At 34.8% G+C, this 17068-nt stretch carries 16 protein-coding genes and 1 pseudogene; all 17 read right to left on the reverse strand.

The genetic code is table 11. The features are described from left to right. Positions 1 to 3: 3 nt before the first annotated feature. A complete protein-coding gene (locus DXA07_RS06385) occupies positions 4 to 1404 on the reverse strand; it encodes an oligosaccharide flippase family protein (protein WP_118483906.1) in 1401 nt (466 codons plus the stop codon). 24 nt (positions 1405 to 1428) lie between these two features. Further along, entirely contained in the window at positions 1429 to 1899 is a 471-nt protein-coding gene (locus DXA07_RS13695) for an EpsG family protein (RefSeq protein ID WP_118483908.1), read from the reverse strand. A gap of 23 nt (positions 1900 to 1922) precedes the next feature. After that, positions 1923 to 2546, reverse strand: coding sequence for an EpsG family protein (locus tag DXA07_RS13700; RefSeq protein ID WP_118483910.1), 624 nt, complete (start codon positions 2544 to 2546; stop codon positions 1923 to 1925). A gap of 23 nt (positions 2547 to 2569) precedes the next feature. Further along, positions 2570 to 3661, reverse strand: a complete 1092-nt coding sequence (locus tag DXA07_RS06400; RefSeq protein ID WP_118483912.1) for a polysaccharide pyruvyl transferase family protein — start codon at positions 3659 to 3661, stop codon at positions 2570 to 2572. Between the two features lie 388 nt (positions 3662 to 4049). Further along, positions 4050 to 5090: an acyltransferase family protein gene (locus DXA07_RS06405; protein ID WP_182429572.1), complete on the reverse strand. Its 1041-nt coding sequence runs from the start codon at positions 5088 to 5090 to the stop codon at positions 4050 to 4052. A gap of 1 nt (position 5091) precedes the next feature. Next, entirely contained in the window at positions 5092 to 6129 is a 1038-nt protein-coding gene (locus DXA07_RS06410) for a glycosyltransferase family 2 protein (protein ID WP_118483916.1), read from the reverse strand. Between the two features lie 14 nt (positions 6130 to 6143). Beyond that, positions 6144 to 7148 (reverse strand): Coenzyme F420 hydrogenase/dehydrogenase, beta subunit C-terminal domain, encoded by a 1005-nt coding sequence (locus DXA07_RS06415; RefSeq protein ID WP_118483917.1) that lies wholly within the window; start codon positions 7146 to 7148, stop codon positions 6144 to 6146. Between the two features lie 24 nt (positions 7149 to 7172). Beyond that, complete coding sequence (locus DXA07_RS06420; RefSeq protein WP_118483919.1) at positions 7173 to 8345, reverse strand: polysaccharide pyruvyl transferase family protein; 1173 nt, start codon at positions 8343 to 8345, stop codon at positions 7173 to 7175. Between the two features lie 9 nt (positions 8346 to 8354). Continuing rightward, positions 8355 to 9497 carry a glycosyltransferase gene (locus tag DXA07_RS06425; RefSeq protein WP_118483921.1) on the reverse strand — a complete coding sequence of 381 codons (1143 nt, stop codon included), beginning with the start codon at positions 9495 to 9497 and terminating at the stop codon, positions 8355 to 8357. Between the two features lie 38 nt (positions 9498 to 9535). Further along, positions 9536 to 10665: pseudogene (rffA, locus tag DXA07_RS06430) on the reverse strand (dTDP-4-amino-4,6-dideoxygalactose transaminase). A 12-nt stretch (positions 10666 to 10677) separates the two neighbouring features. Continuing rightward, a complete protein-coding gene (rfbB, locus tag DXA07_RS06435) occupies positions 10678 to 11742 on the reverse strand; it encodes a dTDP-glucose 4,6-dehydratase (RefSeq protein WP_118483923.1) in 1065 nt (354 codons plus the stop codon). A gap of 2 nt (positions 11743 to 11744) precedes the next feature. Then, positions 11745 to 12641, reverse strand: coding sequence for a glucose-1-phosphate thymidylyltransferase RfbA (rfbA, locus tag DXA07_RS06440; protein ID WP_118483925.1), 897 nt, complete (start codon positions 12639 to 12641; stop codon positions 11745 to 11747). A gap of 250 nt (positions 12642 to 12891) precedes the next feature. Further along, positions 12892 to 13053 carry a sugar transferase gene (locus DXA07_RS14030; protein WP_348980782.1) on the reverse strand — a complete coding sequence of 54 codons (162 nt, stop codon included), beginning with the start codon at positions 13051 to 13053 and terminating at the stop codon, positions 12892 to 12894. Beyond that, positions 12993 to 14357, reverse strand: a complete 1365-nt coding sequence (locus DXA07_RS06445; protein WP_348980780.1) for a sugar transferase — start codon at positions 14355 to 14357, stop codon at positions 12993 to 12995. The genes DXA07_RS14030 and DXA07_RS06445 overlap by 61 nt, the downstream gene beginning before the upstream one ends. A gap of 227 nt (positions 14358 to 14584) precedes the next feature. After that, the gene (locus tag DXA07_RS06450) at positions 14585 to 15811 is read right to left on the reverse strand and encodes a UDPGP type 1 family protein (RefSeq protein ID WP_118483927.1); all 1227 of its coding nucleotides are present in this window, start codon (positions 15809 to 15811) and stop codon (positions 14585 to 14587) included. A gap of 394 nt (positions 15812 to 16205) precedes the next feature. Further along, positions 16206 to 16841 carry a glycosyltransferase family 2 protein gene (locus DXA07_RS06455; protein ID WP_243013948.1) on the reverse strand — a complete coding sequence of 212 codons (636 nt, stop codon included), beginning with the start codon at positions 16839 to 16841 and terminating at the stop codon, positions 16206 to 16208. 26 nt (positions 16842 to 16867) lie between these two features. Next, a complete protein-coding gene (locus DXA07_RS06460) occupies positions 16868 to 17059 on the reverse strand; it encodes a hypothetical protein (RefSeq protein WP_117823399.1) in 192 nt (63 codons plus the stop codon). Positions 17060 to 17068 lie beyond the last annotated feature (9 nt).

The raw sequence follows: 17068 nt of genomic DNA on the forward strand, positions 1-17068 counted from the left end.
AATTTACCTTTTTCTAAGTAATTCCTTTACAATACTATTAAGAAGAAGCCTTCTATAGTGAAAAAGCACAAAAAATAAAACAAATGACAAAGCTATTTCACTATATGGCTCCGCTAGATAACATAATAATGTTGCAACTATCATCGTAATATGTGCAATATTTATATTGACTGATGACCATCTAAGCGGAAAGTCGTTATAAGTATCATATATACGGTATGCCGTTACAATAAAATAACTGATACATGTCGCTATTGCTGCACCACTGATACCAATTATTGGAATTAAAATCGCATTTAATATGATATTGGGAATTGCTCCTACTACCCCTGATTTCAACATTCCGACACTATTTTTATCCACGGTATAGGTTGTTGATCCTACAAATGAGCCAAGGATCAAAAAATAATTACCTAGTAAAAGAATAGGTGAATATTTCCATGCCATATAATATGATTCCTGAACATACATTCTCATAACTGGTTTTAAAAATATCAAAATTATGATTGAAACTGTTGCAGAAAATATAGCTAGTATTTCGAATACTCTACTTGCATATTCCACACGATCCTGACTATCTGATTCTTTTATCGCTGAATATGACCAAGCTTGATTAAAAATTGTATTGCAAACTGAAACCAATCCCGGAATTTTATAGGATACAGAATATAACCCATTTGCAGCCGTTCCTATCATTGTACTCACCATTACTCTATCTGATGCATTCATTATCCACCACATAAATGTGTTAGGAATAAGTGCAATAGAATACTTCAGCATTGAATTCAGTAGACTCTTGTCGATTCCTTTCTTACATATATCAATGATTTTAATTTCACCAACAATCATGCAATATAAACAAGTTATCATATTAGCACATAAATATGCTCTAAAATATCCACGTATCCCCCATTTCAAAATCACTAAAAAGAGAATACTAAAAAACGCTATAAAAAAAGTTTGAATTATACATCCTACAGAGTAAAGAAATGGTTTCTCGATTCCTCGTAAATAATAAAGAAATACTTGAGCACATGCAATAAACAAACTACATGAATATAACAACACTCCATATCCTACAGATATTGAACATAATCTTGAAATAGGTACTAATAGCATCCCTATGACTGCACCAAATAATATGATAAAAAAAGTATTTGCTAAAATTTTTTCTCTGTCAGCATCTTTATCTAGGCAGAATCTCATCACGCCTTCGCTAATATTCAATGTAATAATCGGACCTAAAATTGTACATAAAGTAAATAACAAATCCACAGTACCGTATTCTTCTGGCAACAACACCCCTGTATATAACGGAACAAGTAGAAAAACAACAATTCTGGATCCAAAGCTTCCTAAGGCGAAAAGGAGAGTATTTTTCATTAAATATTTAAATCTTCCCATTTTACATTCCCTTCCTTATTTCATTCAGCTCCAAAAAAACATATATGGGATAACATCACTCTTATCTTCTATCATATAAATAGCTAAAAACGCAAAAGTCAAAGTAATAGTTAGTGCACTTAAAATTCTTCTATTTGAACGCCCATCAAGAATAAAGGTATTTGGAATAAATGAAATTGCTGTAATAGTAAAGAAAATATTCATTCTCAAAACAGTTGGATAAGCAGCACCAAGAATACCAATTATAACAGCAAAAAGCATTACTGGGAGCTGCTCCCCTGCATATATTCTCCCCTCAAGGTGGCTACTCTTTCTTCTTATCAAAAAAACAGAATATATCACTATTGCAAGATATCCAAAAATAATAATAATTGTACGCCCCTGTCCCTGATCATTAAACTGATTTAATGCTCTACCACCGAAATAATTACTATACATCGGAAACATTCGCAAAAATACACTAAGTAATTGTGTTTGAGATACAATTACAACCATTCCAAGAAGAATGCTCTTAACAATCAGTTTCTAATTTGCTTCTTATCCATAAAATCGATATTATTTCCTATCAATATCCATGCAGCTAATCCAACAATTGATGTTGTATGAATAGAAAGCGCAACAAAAAACAATACCCAGCCTAATACACTTTTTTTATTCCTATACCATTCAACAAATGCATTAAGAAGAATAGCAATCGCCATATATTGTCTAGAAATATTAAAACTTTGCACATAGAAAGTCAATGTCATGAATAAGATTATTGACAAATATACATCTTTGGACGATTTTTTTATATATCTAAATATACCAAATAGAATAATTAACGAAGTTCCAATAATTCTTGCTTGATAGTTTGGAAAAAACTTATAAATTACTCTACAAAAAATAACGTATCCCGGTGCTGAAATACCTGATGCACTAAATGCTTCCCGAATAGAATGTTGTTGTCCAATTCGCATGAAAATATTATTGTACATAATAGAGTCCGTCCCCATTAAAGGATTACGAAATCCCATAATAAAAAATAATACAACAAACGAAATTCCCATAAAAATTTTTGAACTTTCATCCCTTTTTATTCCAAATTTACAATATATCGCAGATAACGATACAATGGAAAAACCAATTATAAATGGTGCCATACAACATCTCCCAACAAATGCTATTAATTCAACGCAAAATCTATGTACTTATCTGACTGTCTTCTCAGTTCCGCTATTTTTTCGTTAACCTTTGTATATTCTATATCTTCAACTTGCCCTTGGGCTAAAGTATAATCGCTAACTATTCTTTTTTCCAAATTCAAATCATTCAAGATACTGACAATTCTCGAAGAATACTTCTTAGGAAGAACAGCATAAAAATTTTTCTCAAAATTCAAAGAAAAAGAAACTGCATGAAAGGAATCAGTTAAGACATAATCCGCATTATCAATAAGCCATAAATAATCTGTAACATCCGGAATAACAACTGCTTTCCCTGGTAACACTATTTGATCAAGTCTTAAACAAAGTCTAAGTAAAGTTTTATTGTTTTCTTTTGCAAATCGTTGAGCGAACACATCAAACTCTCTATTTCTATTTAATTGAACTAATAAAACATAGTTTCTATATCTTCTCTCTTTTGTTTTTAATAGTTCTCTCCATTCTTCTTGTGATAATTGCAACGTTGGATCAATAACTAAATTAACATCTTGAATTCCTAAAGCATTTAAAAGATTTACTGATGATCTTTCACGAACTGAAACCGCACTATATGTAGATAAATACTTTTTTATTTTTAGCTTTTCATCATTTTCTATTTCTTCTTTTCCAATACTAGCTGCATAAGAAATTTTCTTTTTCCCCTCTTTGACAAATGTTAGAAAAAATTCCTCTTTTACGCCACGATTCCAACCGCTATTCCAAACTTGATCACTTCCCGTACAATAAATATCCGCTATACACGGATGTCTTTCAAAATCACTTATATTATGATAAGTGTATTTTGTCAAGTTAATATATTTTTGCAAAAAATCTCCAAATACTTTTTTTTGTCTGAACTTTGACGGAAAATAAACTATTTGTCTAACAATATCTTTCCATGTTTTATTTTTTATATCGAAATAATATGCCTTCCCTGTGTCCCAAGGTCTTCGATAATCAATAACCACTGGTTCTAATTCTCGTTTTTGGAACAATCTTTGTGTCGCATATGTCTGCAGTACTGAACCATAATTTTTCACCGCATGCATTGTTATTATTGCTATTTTTTTCATATATCTTTTCACCACTTATATAGTATCTTCTAAATACCGTACCTTATATATAAATTTACAGTTTCCTTTGTTTAATATATTTACTTAAATACATAATATAATTATCCCAGTAACAGTCAGGTAACAGTTCTTTTTCATCCTACTAAACCAGTTATAGTTGCTTGATAGATAAGTCATTTTGCTCTTACAAAGAAAGAAGATAATTACAATGAATACTCTATACTTTTGAATTAATATGGATAATAAAATCAACGTCGTTTAGAACAATAAAATAAAAATTTCTACTTGTCAATGTCTATACTTTGTTCATTATAAAACACATTGCCTATAATCTATCAGGTTATTATAATGAATCATATCAAATAATTTCTTTTTATTTTTATTCAACTCATCTAGCATTACTAAATCTATTTATTCCAATAGTCCAAGGCATTATTTTCTTTAGAACAATATTACCAATTAATGATATACCAATTGCAATAAAACAAACTCCACCACCTACTACAATAGCAATAAATGTATTAGGCTTTTCAAGAATGTTTTTTGTAAAAGGAATAATTTCTTGAAATATAATAATTGGGAATTTATGAATTCCTAAAATAGCAATACTATTTCGGCCAATATATTCTAAAATACAGTTTTTACCGATAAAAATAGAAAAACCCATTATACCTAAAATTGTTGAAAAAGCTGCCAAATAATAAAATATTAAAATTCCATAATGCTCGTTACGCACACCTACTGTTCTAGTATTTAATGTACAACATACAATTCCAACACAAATACTTAACGGCCAAATTCGTTGAATAATTCTCAATCCCTTTTTACAATTAGTAAACTCCCTGCATGAAATCCCCAACACAAACCAAACAGCCATTGATATACTAGTTTCAAAATGCCATGGTAAAGCGATATCTTCATGTTTTGAAAAAAAAGCACCAATGAGAGCAAAAATTAATATCGCTACTATTCTCATCGGCTTCCCCTTTAAGCTTACGATAGCTTCCTCACAATAACCAATACACGAAGTCAAAAACAGGCATGGTAAAAACCATAATGGCAAATTATATCGCATAACCTCTGGTTTTGAATTTCCGTATAACATTACAATCAAATTAGTAGCAGGATCACACTCTAGCAATTGAGATAATGATCCAACAAATCTACTACAAATAAAAAAAATAACTATACTTACAACAGAAAAGAAAAAATAAGGTATTATAATTGTCCTTAATCGCTTATAAAAAAAAGAACGAAAATTATGTCTGTAAGTAAAACAAAAACCAGATAAAAAGAAAAACGCAGGCACATGAAATGAATATAAATACTGCCTAAGTATCCCAGTATCATAAACATGTCCCCAAACAATTGTTATCATCAGAATGCCCCTCATTATATCAATCCATGCTGTCCTTTTTTCTGCTTTCATCTTAACCTCCATGTTTTTGCTTATAACGAATTTTCGCCAACAATTTTAATGGAAAAAAACAATGTCTTTTTATCAAAAATAAAACAACCGCTCTTTGTAACTCCATATCTTTAGCTTTAACATTTAAAAGTGTATTTTTCACTAATGTTTGATTGAGATATAATAAGTATTTCTTTTTTTGAACTTTATACTTTTCTTTATTAGTCGGACTGAAATATCCACTAATTGCTGCTGCAACAACAACATAAGCAAAACGATTATAAAATAGCATCTCTAAACTATCTTTGTTATCCGATACAGAAATTTGTTTTTGAATCTCTTCAAAACACTTAATTACAAAATAATGATTCTGTTCATTATGCTTTGCAGAAATAGAATTCGGATTATAGATGTAATGATAATATATGTTACTTGTAAAATAAGCGCTTCGGATATGTTCAAAAAGACGAATATTGAATTCTACCCCCTCTGATCCCTGTCTTAATATTTCATTGTGTTCTACATGATATCTATCAAGAATATTTTTTCTAATGAGCTTTGCCCATGCTGTTGCAATATTACCTGTAAAATTAAGAATTTCACACTGAAGCTTTTTACACTTTTCTCCAATAAATATTGAACCATTCTCAAAATGATATTTAAACGGATTCTTACAGTGCCCAAATTCTTGAATAGTGCCAAAAATAACTATATCCACACCTTCTTTCATTCCAATAGCATAGTTATCTTCGCACGTCTTATCTTCAATCCAGTCGTCACTATCTAAGAATAAAATCCACTCACCAATAGCCATTCTATACCCTGTATTTCTAGCAGCTGAAAGTCCACCATTTACCTTATGTACTACTTTAATTCTATTATCATTTACAGCATATTCGTCACAAATCACACCTGAATTATCTGTTGACCCATCATCAACTAAAATTATTTCTATATTTTTTAATGTTTGATGAATACAGCTTTCTATACAATCTCTTAATGCTTTCTCCGGAACATTATATACCGGAACTACAATACTAACTTTAATTTTCTCTCCCATATACTCTGCTCCCATTAACCCTTAAGCATTCTTTTTACATATTTATATAACCCGATGCTTGAAAGTGTCGTTCTTAATAATCTTTCCACTTTTATCCTAGCAGAATCCTTAAAATAACTATTGAATGGATCCTCATTATTTGATAACCTTTTGAAAAAATCTTCTCTTATTTCATTTGGTGTCCCACATTCAGTCATTGCAGGTTCAGACTTTATTGCCTCATGAACGTCTACTTCTACAACAAATAAATATTGCTTAATTTCTTCGAGAATATTTGCTGCTTTCTCATTATGTACCATCAAATGTGATGTTCCCTTATTGTCATCCATTTTCTTATTATATTGAAAAATATTATAACAGTCCCATGCTGTAAAATCACTAACACGCTCTACCGTTTTAAATGCACACTTATAGCACGACGGTCTTGTCGCCGTATTGGATACGAAACTTCTTAACATCTGATTACTTTCCGGTCCCGATGCTAATAACTTGTGACCTTTCTTATCATAAAAAGTCATAAGCGTATACTCGTATCCAAATCTACTTTTATCTCTAAACTTAATTCTGGATACCTCATTCAAATTAATCTTTCCTGTATTCTGAAGGTGAACTAAATATTGCTCCCATACACCAGGTGAAGCTACCGAAAAACAGACAATGTCCATCAGTATGAGATTCTCATAATCTTTTTCTAGGAACGATTTCAACCCTGCAACTTGGCATGGTGTCCCTGTAAATAAAACCCAACGTTTATCTTGCAACAGATTCTTAACTTCGTTAAAAGTGTCGCCCATATTACTTTGGATATACTTGCTTCCTCTAAATTTGGATAAATCTGCAGCTGCATTTCCCTTTCCATGAACAACCCTATACATATCATCAAACTCTGCTCCAAATACTACGCCTTTTCTATCAAGTACATACTGTGCAAGAGCTGAAAAAACACCACCAGAAGTACTGTCCATCCGTATTAGTTCATTTTTATTCTGGCAAATATAAACCTTTCTTTCAAACTTCACTAAGCAAATGCCTCCTACATAAAATCAACTATTAATTGAATCTACTAGATATCTTAATGATTCTTTTCTAAACTCTTCCAAGTGCTCTTGAACAACCTCAAAATTGATTTTTCTTTCAAGCATTTCATTAACCGTATTTCCTTCTAATACCAATCTTTCCTTAAGTTTCATTTGATTAAGCAGAGTATCAATTCTTGTATTAGTAGATAGCGTTGCTTTATCTGAAAACCGTTTAAATGTGAAAAAATTTCTTTTATATATAATTGAGAATACTGTTCCGTGGAAAGAATCTGTGCAAACATAATTAGCATTTTTCACTAAATTCAAAAAATCAGCTGGCGACACGTCATACGGAGATTTATCCACATAACTTTCGTCAGAAGCTATATACTGATCAAGATGCAATAAGCTAACAATTTTACATTCTGTTTTTTTCTTTAATTCAAGCACGAACCTCCTTTGCCAAGGATTATTTCCCATAAAATAGCAAAAAATATATGGTTCTTTAATAATCCTATTAGGTGTTGCAATTTCATCCCATTCAGAATCATCCAGTAACAATGCAGGATCACAAACAAGCGGTACATTACGACCTGTGAATTTTTTTATTATTTTCTTGCCAGATTCCTCTCGTGCAGATAAAAAATCAATTCTGTTAAGAAAATAAGCCACTTTCTTTTCCTGAATCTTTGGAATTTCTGCCACACCAAAACTAGTAGCATAAGCAATTTTCTTCACTGAATCTGGAACAAAGTTCAACGTATAATAGTCACCTTCAATATTAGAAGGAAGCCACAATTGATCGCTTCCAACTACAACAGCCTTGTAAGAATGACAAGATTTACTGATATCATTCCAATCCTTGAAAATCTTAGATGTATGAAAATTTTCTTTACAAAACAACTCAAATGCTTTATAGCGAATAGCCATATTACTTCCAAATTCTTTATTTAGTTTAATTCTAATTTTTTTTAAAACAACCTGCCCCTTTTCTTTCACAATAGAAAAATCTAAGATATTCTTTACAAAATATTTGATTTTGCGTTTTTTTATCGAATCCGTCAAATTGTAAATATTTAATGTTTCTGGTTCATATCCCAATTTTTCTAATTTATAATAGGTGGCATATGCCTGAAGCATCCCACCATAGTCTGGATAATCGTAATTAATGGCTAACCCTATTTTTTTATTTTCCATGTCAAAACACTAGTCCTTCTTAATTTCTTTTATATGCGTAGCTTTCTGCTTTTGCATAGCAGTAAAATAATATCTCTGCATTCTCATCGCCTCCGAAGCTGAATCAAACCCTGCCTCTGCCACTTCTTTAGCATGGCTCTTTCTAATAGGCATATTTTCACTAGCAGCTTTCAATATCTCATCTGCCCAAACACTTTCTGATTCATCTAAATCTATAAAATGCCCTAGCTCACAAGCATTAGCTTCTCTTGTTACCTCCGTCGAGAAAAACATTGGCAACCCACAACTCTCAGCCTCAAGTCCAACTACAGGTAAACCTTCATATAAAGAAGGAAGAAGAAATATATCCATAGCATTATAAAACTGTTGGATATCTTCTCTTCGACCAAGATATTCAACTTGTTTCTTAATACCAAGCTCATCAATTTTATCCATCATCTCTTTTTTTAATTCACCATCACCAATCAAGCATAAAACCGCTTTAGGTTCTTTTTTAGCTATAGCGGCAAAAATTTCAACCAAATGTACCGAGTTTTTCTGTGGCGTAAATCTACCAATATGCCCAATTACAATTTTATCTTCCCAACCAAATTTTTTTCTTGTCTTATCTCTCAGTTCTGGATTAAATGCATTAAACTCAGTATTAATGACAGTTTTAAATACATCTACCTTCCCATCATCGAAAAGTTTATCTCCAAACTGCCAACGTCCACAGTCATCACCACATGACATATAGTAATTGGCAAACCATTTAGACATTGGACGTAAAATCATTTTTATTTTCGTCTTCCAATCACCTTCATGAGCCATGGATAAGCTTTCTGATATACGAACCGGCACTCCTGCAACTTTAGCCACAAACATAGGAAATATATTCATGGTACTATTGTATGCATGCATTACCGGATATCGATTTTTTTTACATAATTTATAAATATCAATCATATTTCCAATAATATTTTGGTATGGTCTGATTTCATAAACTCTTCCTCCAAGAGCCTCTATCTCCTCTATTGGTATAGCTTGAGAATCTGAATCACAGATAAAATCAAACTGCACCTTATTTCTATCAATATGGCGGTAGTATTCCATTATTAAATTCTTTTTTCCACCAGAATCAATCTTACCTCCTATAATAGCAATACGTACCATTTAGTTATTCCTCATTCTTTCTTTTTTCTTGCTGAATATTACTTGTTGAAAAATTCTAAAGTTTTATTAATTACTTTCATTAAATCATTTTTATCAATGTTATAATACATCGGTAACCGAACCAAACAATCACTATCTAAAGTAGTATGCTCATCTTTTCCAACAAAACGACCAAACTTTAATCCTGCAGGAGAACTATGTAATGGCACATAGTGAAATACACACTGAATGTCATTTTCCTTCATAAAGCGAATGTAAGCCTGTCTTGTTTCCAAATTTTTGCATTTCATGTAAAACATATGTGCATTATGAACACAGTCTTCTGGTACTACCGGCAATTCAACAATTTCTTTTTCTTCCAAAGGTTTAAATGCTGCATAATATGCATTCCATGTTGCTAGTCTATTTTCATTTATCTCATCTGCCATTTCTAGTTGTGCCCAAAGATATGCTGCATTCAAATCTGATTGAAGATAAGAATCACCAAAATCAACCCAATTATATTTAGCTACCTGCCCACGAAAAAATTGTGCGCGATTAGTTCCTTTTTCACGAAGAATTTCTGCCTTTTCAATATAGTTAGGATTATTAATCAGAATCGCTCCGCCCTCTCCCATTGAATAATTCTTGGTTTCATGGAAAGAAAAGCAACCGAAATCCCCAATAGTTCCTAAAGCCCGCCCTTTATAAGTGCTCATAACCCCTTGGGCAGCATCTTCTACAACCATTAAATTATGTCGTTTTGCAATATCCATAATAGTATCCATTTCACAGGCAACGCTGCATAATGCACGGGACAAATTACCTTTGTCTTTTCTGTAATAGCAGCCTCAATCTTTGTTTCATCAATATTCATAGTATCTGGTCTGACATCAACAAACACCAATGTAGCTCCTGCTAAAACAAACGAATTAGCAGTGCTTGAGAATGTGAAGCTAGGAAGTATTACTTCATCACCTGGTTTAAGGCAACAAAGAAGAGCTGCCATATCCAAGGCAGTAGAGCCACTAGTAGTCAACAATGCTTTCTTTGTATTAAATCTTTTTTCCATCCACTCATCACATTTCTTGGTAAACGGACCATCACCACAAATTTTATGGTTGTTTACTGCCTCGTGCATATATTCAAATTCTTTTCCAGTAAAAGTTGGAACATTAAAATGAATCATACTATTTCTCCTTTATTTATTTTTATACATTTCTTCATAGTATTTCTGATAATTACCAGAAGTAATGTTATTCATCCACTCCTCATTCTCCAAATACCAATCAATAGTAAGCACAATGCCTTTTTCAAAAGGAGTCTCTGGATACCAACCCAAATCATTCTTAATCTTGGCCGGATCAATACCATAACGTCTATCATGTCCAAGTCTATCTTCAACATGTTTTATCAGATTTTCAGAAATTCCTTCGTCTTGAAGACTGTCATGAAGCTGTTCAATAATAGTCTTTACAATAAATATATTAGGACGCTCATTATGTCCACCTACATTATAAACCTCACCAATCTTTCCATTATTGGCAACTATATCAATAGCCTTGCAGTGATCCTCAACATACAACCAGTCACGAATCTGCATACCATCACCGTAAACCGGAAGCGACTTATGTTGCTTCACATTATTAATCATCAGAGGAATCAATTTTTCCGGGAATTGATATGGCCCATAGTTATTAGAACATCTAGTAATGTTAATTGGCATACCATAAGTATCATGAAATGCTTGTACAAAATGGTCTGCGGATGCCTTAGATGCACTATAAGGAGAATGGGGATTAATCGAAGTCATCTCTGTAAAATAGCCATCGGCTCCAAGTGCCCCATATACTTCGTCAGTACTTACTTGCAAATACTTCTTGCCTGCTTTCCAAATTTTCATAGAATCATCATACCAAGCCTCTTTTGCTCTTTGAAGAAGATTGACCGTTCCCATTACATTGGTCTGAACGAAAACTTCAGGATTTGCGATAGAACGATCAACATGAGACTCAGCTGCAAAATTGATTACAAAATCGAAATTATATTTTTCAAACAAACTAGATACGAGTTCCCTATCGCAGATATCCCCCTGTACAAACACATGGCGAGAATCTCCCTCCACTCCCTTCAAATTTTCAAGATTTCCTGCATACGTCAATTTATCAAGATTAACGAGAAGAATCTCCTTATATTTTTTCAACATATAATAAACAAAATTTGAGCCAATAAATCCAGCACAACCGGTAATTAAATATTTTTTCATTTTTATTCCTCTATCATGTGATATATTTTTTGTTCTGAAACATTTTTCAAGTGCTCACCATACGGTGATTTTCCATATCGAATTGCTGATTCCAAAAGTAATTTTTTATCTATCCAACCATACCTATATGCTATCTCTTCTGGTGCGGAAATCTTTACACCTTGACGTTTTTCAATCATATGGACAAACTCTGCTGCTTCTAACAATGAATCCATCGTTCCCGTATCGAGCCAAGCAAATCCCCGCCCCAATAAGGAAACATTTAATAGACTAGCCTTTAAGTACATATCATTCAATGTAGTTATTTCTAATTCTCCTCTTGCAGATGGCTGAATATTTTTAGCCATCTTACTAACTCCAGCAGGATAAAAATAAAGACCAGTAATTGCATAATTTGACTTTGGATTAGCAGGTTTTTCCTCTACCGAAAGGGCCTTTCCCTTTGAATCAAATTCAACGACACCGAAACGTTCTGGATCCTTCACATAATAGCCAAAAACCGTAGCCTGTCCCTCCTCTGCATTGAGAACGCATTGCTTTAATATTTTTGAAAAACCATTGCCATAAAAAATATTATCACCAAGAATCATTGCACATGGTTCACCGCCAATAAACTTCTCTCCTAGTATGAACGCTTGTGCTAATCCATCAGGTGATGGTTGAACTTTATACGACAATGAAATGCCAAATTGTGAACCATCTCCCAATAATTCTTCAAATCTCAAAATATCCGTTGGTGTTGAAATTATCAAAATATCTTTAATACCCGCTAACATCAATGTTGATAACGGATAATAAATCATCGGTTTATCATAAACTGGTAATAATTGCTTTGATGTAACCATTGTCAATGGATAAAGCCTAGTTCCTGCTCCTCCAGCTAAAATAATACCTTTCATATACAATACCTCATTTCCATTAAATATCTAACCTTGCCTGTTTTCAACTATTAACTGCAATCATTTCATTTTCTCTCCAAACACTTGAACAAATTTCTGACAAATCCCCTCATATTCAATAATAGTTGTTTGTGCATCCCTTATAAGATGACAAAATCTAGCATAATATACAACAAAAAATAAATAGCATTTATTTTCCATGAAATAACCTGTACTTATTCTTCGCTTACATTTCTATACCTAACCACGCCTACATCGACCCTTCACCCTTCAACACGACACCCACTGTCTTGAACAGTATCTTAATATCGTTTACAAGGCTCCATTCATCGATATACTTACGGTCTAATCTTACAACCTCATCAAAATCCGTGATGTTACTTCTTCCACTGACCTGCCATAGTCCTGTGATTCCCGCTTGATTGCCATACGACCTCTGTGATGGGCAGAATATTTCTCCCATTCATCCTCTGTTGGCGGTCTGGTTCCGATCAGACTCATATCACCCTTTAACACATTGAAAAACTGTGGGAATTCATCGAGTGACCAGTCACGGATCCGGTTTCCGATGCCCTTCTTGATCGTACCATCCGGCAGCTTCTTGCAGCCGATGATTCGCGGATCATATTCCATCTTGAACATCATACCATCCTTGACCTGATTCTGCTCCATCAGTTCGGCTTTTCGTGCTTCCGCATCCATATACATGCTTCGGAATTTATAGATCTTGAACTTCTTACCATTCTTACCGATACGGTACTGGGAGAAGAAGATTGGTCCCGGTGATGCAATATAGATACAAGGTGCAAGAATAATCGTAAGGATGCCTGTAAAGATACATCCCACAATTCCTCCAAGGATATCGATTGCACGCTTCACAAATGCCTGATACGTTGTTATATATGTAGTGCTGACGGTCAATACATGATGACCAAGCTGTTTATCGAATACATACTGATAATCGGAAAGCTCTGCCGGAACACGCACCCGCACATGAACCGTGATTCCCATATCTGCAAACTGTCCCAGAAGATTCTCCGGAATATGCTTCTCAAATGGTATATTCACATAAACCTCATCTACCCAGCCATGCATGATCTGTTCCAGAACTTCGTCTGAATATGTATATATGCTAAGCTCCAAATCTGCATATTCTGTATTGTAGTTTTCTGCCTCATCCTCAGTTGCATCTAATAATACAACACCTGCAACCCGATACAGATTATAGTATTCTGTATCCATTTCTGCAAATAACGCATTCAGGTATTCTTTGACTGTCACAATTACAATGGATTTCTTTGCCACGCGATGTCTTCGTATATATTCCTTCCAGAGAAGTGTGACCACATAACCCATAACCAGATAAATCATGCCAAACAAAGCCATAACCTTTCTGGAATAGGCCGCACCCATCTTCATCATGAACAGAACGAATACTGCCAGAAGTACAACCAGTACAGACTGCTTCACAGACGCAACAGCTTCACGGAAATATCCCCGTTTCAGCACGCCTTTATATATATGACATACTATGGTAACTAATAATTGAAATAATGTCAGAAGTACGGCAATTGTCCGATATAACTTACTATGATACGGATTTTCTGTTCCCATCCGTATAAAATATGCCATACAATATGATGCATGCAGTGCTATCAGATTCAGCACTGTAAAATCAAGATGCTTTAACCAGCCCTGCGGCCCTTTTCTATACATTCTATTCCCTCATTTCCCTCATAAATGTGTTCATCATGTATCGTTATCAAGTCAAGCTATATAAATACAGTTGTTAATGGCTTAGAAATCCTTAACGCTTCTTAACCACTAACAACTATAATTCAATTCTTATTAAAAGTCAATTTTCTAAGCTTAAGTTGAATGTAGATATTTCTGAAAATAATACTGTTATTTTAGGCAATTTTTCCAAAGTATTCGACGCAGTTCTACAACTTATATCCATTCTTCTTTAGCAGCGCTCTCGCTGTCTCCGGCGAATCCACGCCCTCTGCATTCTTGATCGGTGCAAATTCATAGTCTCTGACAACCTCGAATGGCAGACAGTCATTCATGAACTGAAGCATATCAAGAGCAAGTGTCTCGAACTTATAGCCGTTCGGCTCCGCCGGCTTTACCAACTCTTTTTTCTCATTCATATATGGAATAACTTTCTTCGCAGCATGAAGCGGCATATTCTCGTTTAAGAGCACCTTCAACTGATCAACCGGGAAGATATAATTTAAGATCACGCCATAGTTATAGGCATAGTCACCGTTTGCATTTTTTTCAAACCGCATATCATCTGTTAATTCATAATATTCTACGATATGTGGCTTTCCATCCAGATTACAAAGGACGCCCACTCGCTCATACGGATCTGCTTTCTTTACGACTTTTGCCGCCGACTGATAATCTTCCATCATCATCGAACCAAGGAATACCGGATCTGCAATCTTCTGTAACACATTGTCCACGGCAAATACATTGATATACCGGATGCCCTCTTTATCAAGCTGTTCTACCAGTCCTGCCCGTTTCATGGATGAGAACCAGCCACCATTTCCATTTGGTGACAGGCAGATCTTTGATGGTGCTTCCATCAATATCTTTCCATTAAAATCAACGGATGGTACCAGCTCCTGTTTGAAGAAATGCAGATACTCCTCCTTATATCCAAAATTCTTATGCTCTGCAAAGAAGGATGTCGTTGCTTCGTAGTTCTTATCACTGGTCATGATATAGAGATGGATCCATCGTCCAAGTGTCCTCACAACAGTCAGGATCGTTTTCACCTGACATTCGAATATATAGAGATCTCTCGTCAATCCGATATTATATGTGCCCTTCGGCCCATCAAATCCAAGTCTGGTTCCCTGACCTCCGGCAAGCATTACAAGAGCGAGCTGTCCTTTCTGGATCGCCGTTTCACCAAGCACCTTATAGGCAAATTCATAGTCCTTGATCGTATCAAGTGTCAAAACCTCTGTTGGTGTGATCATTCCTTCCTTACCGTCTGATTCTTTCTCTTTTAATACATCAAATATAGAGAAGTCGATCTCTTCAATCTGGGAAAGCAGGCTCTGCTTCTCCTCATCGTTCAATTCATCATAATAGGCGAGCACATGCTCCTGCCCGTACTTTTTCAACACTTCTAAAGCGTTTTCATATGTCATATATTTTCCCTCACATTTCTATGTCGCCACTATGTATGAGGTTAACTATACTATTATTCCGCAAAACGCTCTCGCTCTATCTTCGACGTAGCGGTACATAAGGCTGCAAAGGACGCAGCCTAAGTACCGACGCTCAGATAGGTTTGCTTCATAATATATAGCAAAACCTCATACTCGTGGCATTTACGTTATCTTGTTTTACACTGTCAGTTAATAACTGTAGATACATTGTATGCAACAAACCGCGTTTTGCGGAATAATATATATGCACAGTAATTAACGTCCGTTGTTCAATGCATAACACGTTTTCTTACTTCAACAGTCTCTTTAAAGACTTTTGCTACATCCTTTAATCCGATCCTTCTTCCACCCTTGCTGTCATCCCGGCTGTAGTTCAGTTCGATCGGAGCTTCGCAGATCTTTCTACCATCTTTGCTGCCATGGCAAGAATCTCGATATCAAATGCATATCCTTCCGCCTGCATCCGGCTGACGATTGGTTTGATCACTTCTTTTTTGAATAACTTGATACCGGTCTGTGTATCGTGGGTGTTCAAATGGAACATCATCTTTAACATCAGATAATATCCATAGCTCATGATCTTACGCAGCATCGGATAATGGAGCTTCGACTCCGGATGCAGCTTGGAACCGATCACTATATCGGCATCCTGCTCCTTCATATCCTTTAAGAATCGTTTCAGCAGGATCGGTGGCAGTTCCAGATCGGAATCCAGAAATGCGATGTATCGTCCCTCTGCTGCTGCGATCCCTGTCCGGATGGCATGTCCTTTTCCACCATTTGGCTGATATGAGATTCCTCTGATATGAGTATCCTGCATTTCTGCCCGGCGGATGCACTCTGCGGTGTTATCTGCACTTCCGTCGTCAACTGCTATGATCTCATACCGTTTGACGAAACCGGACAGCACTCTGCTGGTTTCAAGCAGATTATCTGTTATATGTGCTCCTTCATTATAGGCGGGCATGACGACAGATAATGTCACATCCCCTTCCTTATTTGTTTCCATGGTCAACGTTCTCCTGTCTGACAGTCTTATTCTTCTATGTTCGCCTGTTTTACAATACCATAGACTGCCTCTCTGACGATTTCCGACATGGATACGCCCTTCTGCTTTGCATATCTTGAAAGCAGTTCATGTGTATCTGTGTCGATCCTAAGTCTTAGAATTGTGTCTTTCCGTTTATCGGTCGGTCTTCCCGGACCTCTCTTGATTTCCTCTGCCATCTCCCTGCT

The sequence above is a fragment of the Clostridium sp. AM54-37XD genome, from assembly GCF_003478225.1.
Classification (GTDB): Bacteria; Bacillota; Clostridia; order Lachnospirales; family Lachnospiraceae; genus Coprococcus; species Coprococcus ammoniilyticus.

What these genes read in the sequence shown, in the direction of transcription:
- DXA07_RS13700 (WP_118483910.1), bottom strand. Translation starts at nt 2,546, where the DNA reads ATGGCACCATTTATAATTGGTTTTTCCATTGTATCGTTATCTGCGATA.
- DXA07_RS13695 (WP_118483908.1), bottom strand. Translation starts at nt 1,899, where the DNA reads ATGGTTGTAATTGTATCTCAAACACAATTACTTAGTGTATTTTTGCGA.
- DXA07_RS06385 (WP_118483906.1), bottom strand. Translation starts at nt 1,404, where the DNA reads ATGGGAAGATTTAAATATTTAATGAAAAATACTCTCCTTTTCGCCTTA.
- DXA07_RS06400 (WP_118483912.1), bottom strand. Translation starts at nt 3,661, where the DNA reads ATGAAAAAAATAGCAATAATAACAATGCATGCGGTGAAAAATTATGGT.
- DXA07_RS06455 (WP_243013948.1), bottom strand. Translation starts at nt 16,841, where the DNA reads ATGGAAACAAATAAGGAAGGGGATGTGACATTATCTGTCGTCATGCCC.
- DXA07_RS06425 (WP_118483921.1), bottom strand. Translation starts at nt 9,497, where the DNA reads ATGGTACGTATTGCTATTATAGGAGGTAAGATTGATTCTGGTGGAAAA.
- DXA07_RS06405 (WP_182429572.1), bottom strand. Translation starts at nt 5,090, where the DNA reads ATGAAAGCAGAAAAAAGGACAGCATGGATTGATATAATGAGGGGCATT.
- DXA07_RS06445 (WP_348980780.1), bottom strand. Translation starts at nt 14,357, where the DNA reads ATGTATAGAAAAGGGCCGCAGGGCTGGTTAAAGCATCTTGATTTTACA.
- DXA07_RS06420 (WP_118483919.1), bottom strand. Translation starts at nt 8,345, where the DNA reads ATGGAAAATAAAAAAATAGGGTTAGCCATTAATTACGATTATCCAGAC.
- DXA07_RS06460 (WP_117823399.1), bottom strand. Translation starts at nt 17,059, where the DNA reads ATGGCAGAGGAAATCAAGAGAGGTCCGGGAAGACCGACCGATAAACGG.
- rfbB (WP_118483923.1), bottom strand. Translation starts at nt 11,742, where the DNA reads ATGAAAAAATATTTAATTACCGGTTGTGCTGGATTTATTGGCTCAAAT.
- rfbA (WP_118483925.1), bottom strand. Translation starts at nt 12,641, where the DNA reads ATGAAAGGTATTATTTTAGCTGGAGGAGCAGGAACTAGGCTTTATCCA.
- DXA07_RS06410 (WP_118483916.1), bottom strand. Translation starts at nt 6,129, where the DNA reads ATGGGAGAGAAAATTAAAGTTAGTATTGTAGTTCCGGTATATAATGTT.
- DXA07_RS06450 (WP_118483927.1), bottom strand. Translation starts at nt 15,811, where the DNA reads ATGACATATGAAAACGCTTTAGAAGTGTTGAAAAAGTACGGGCAGGAG.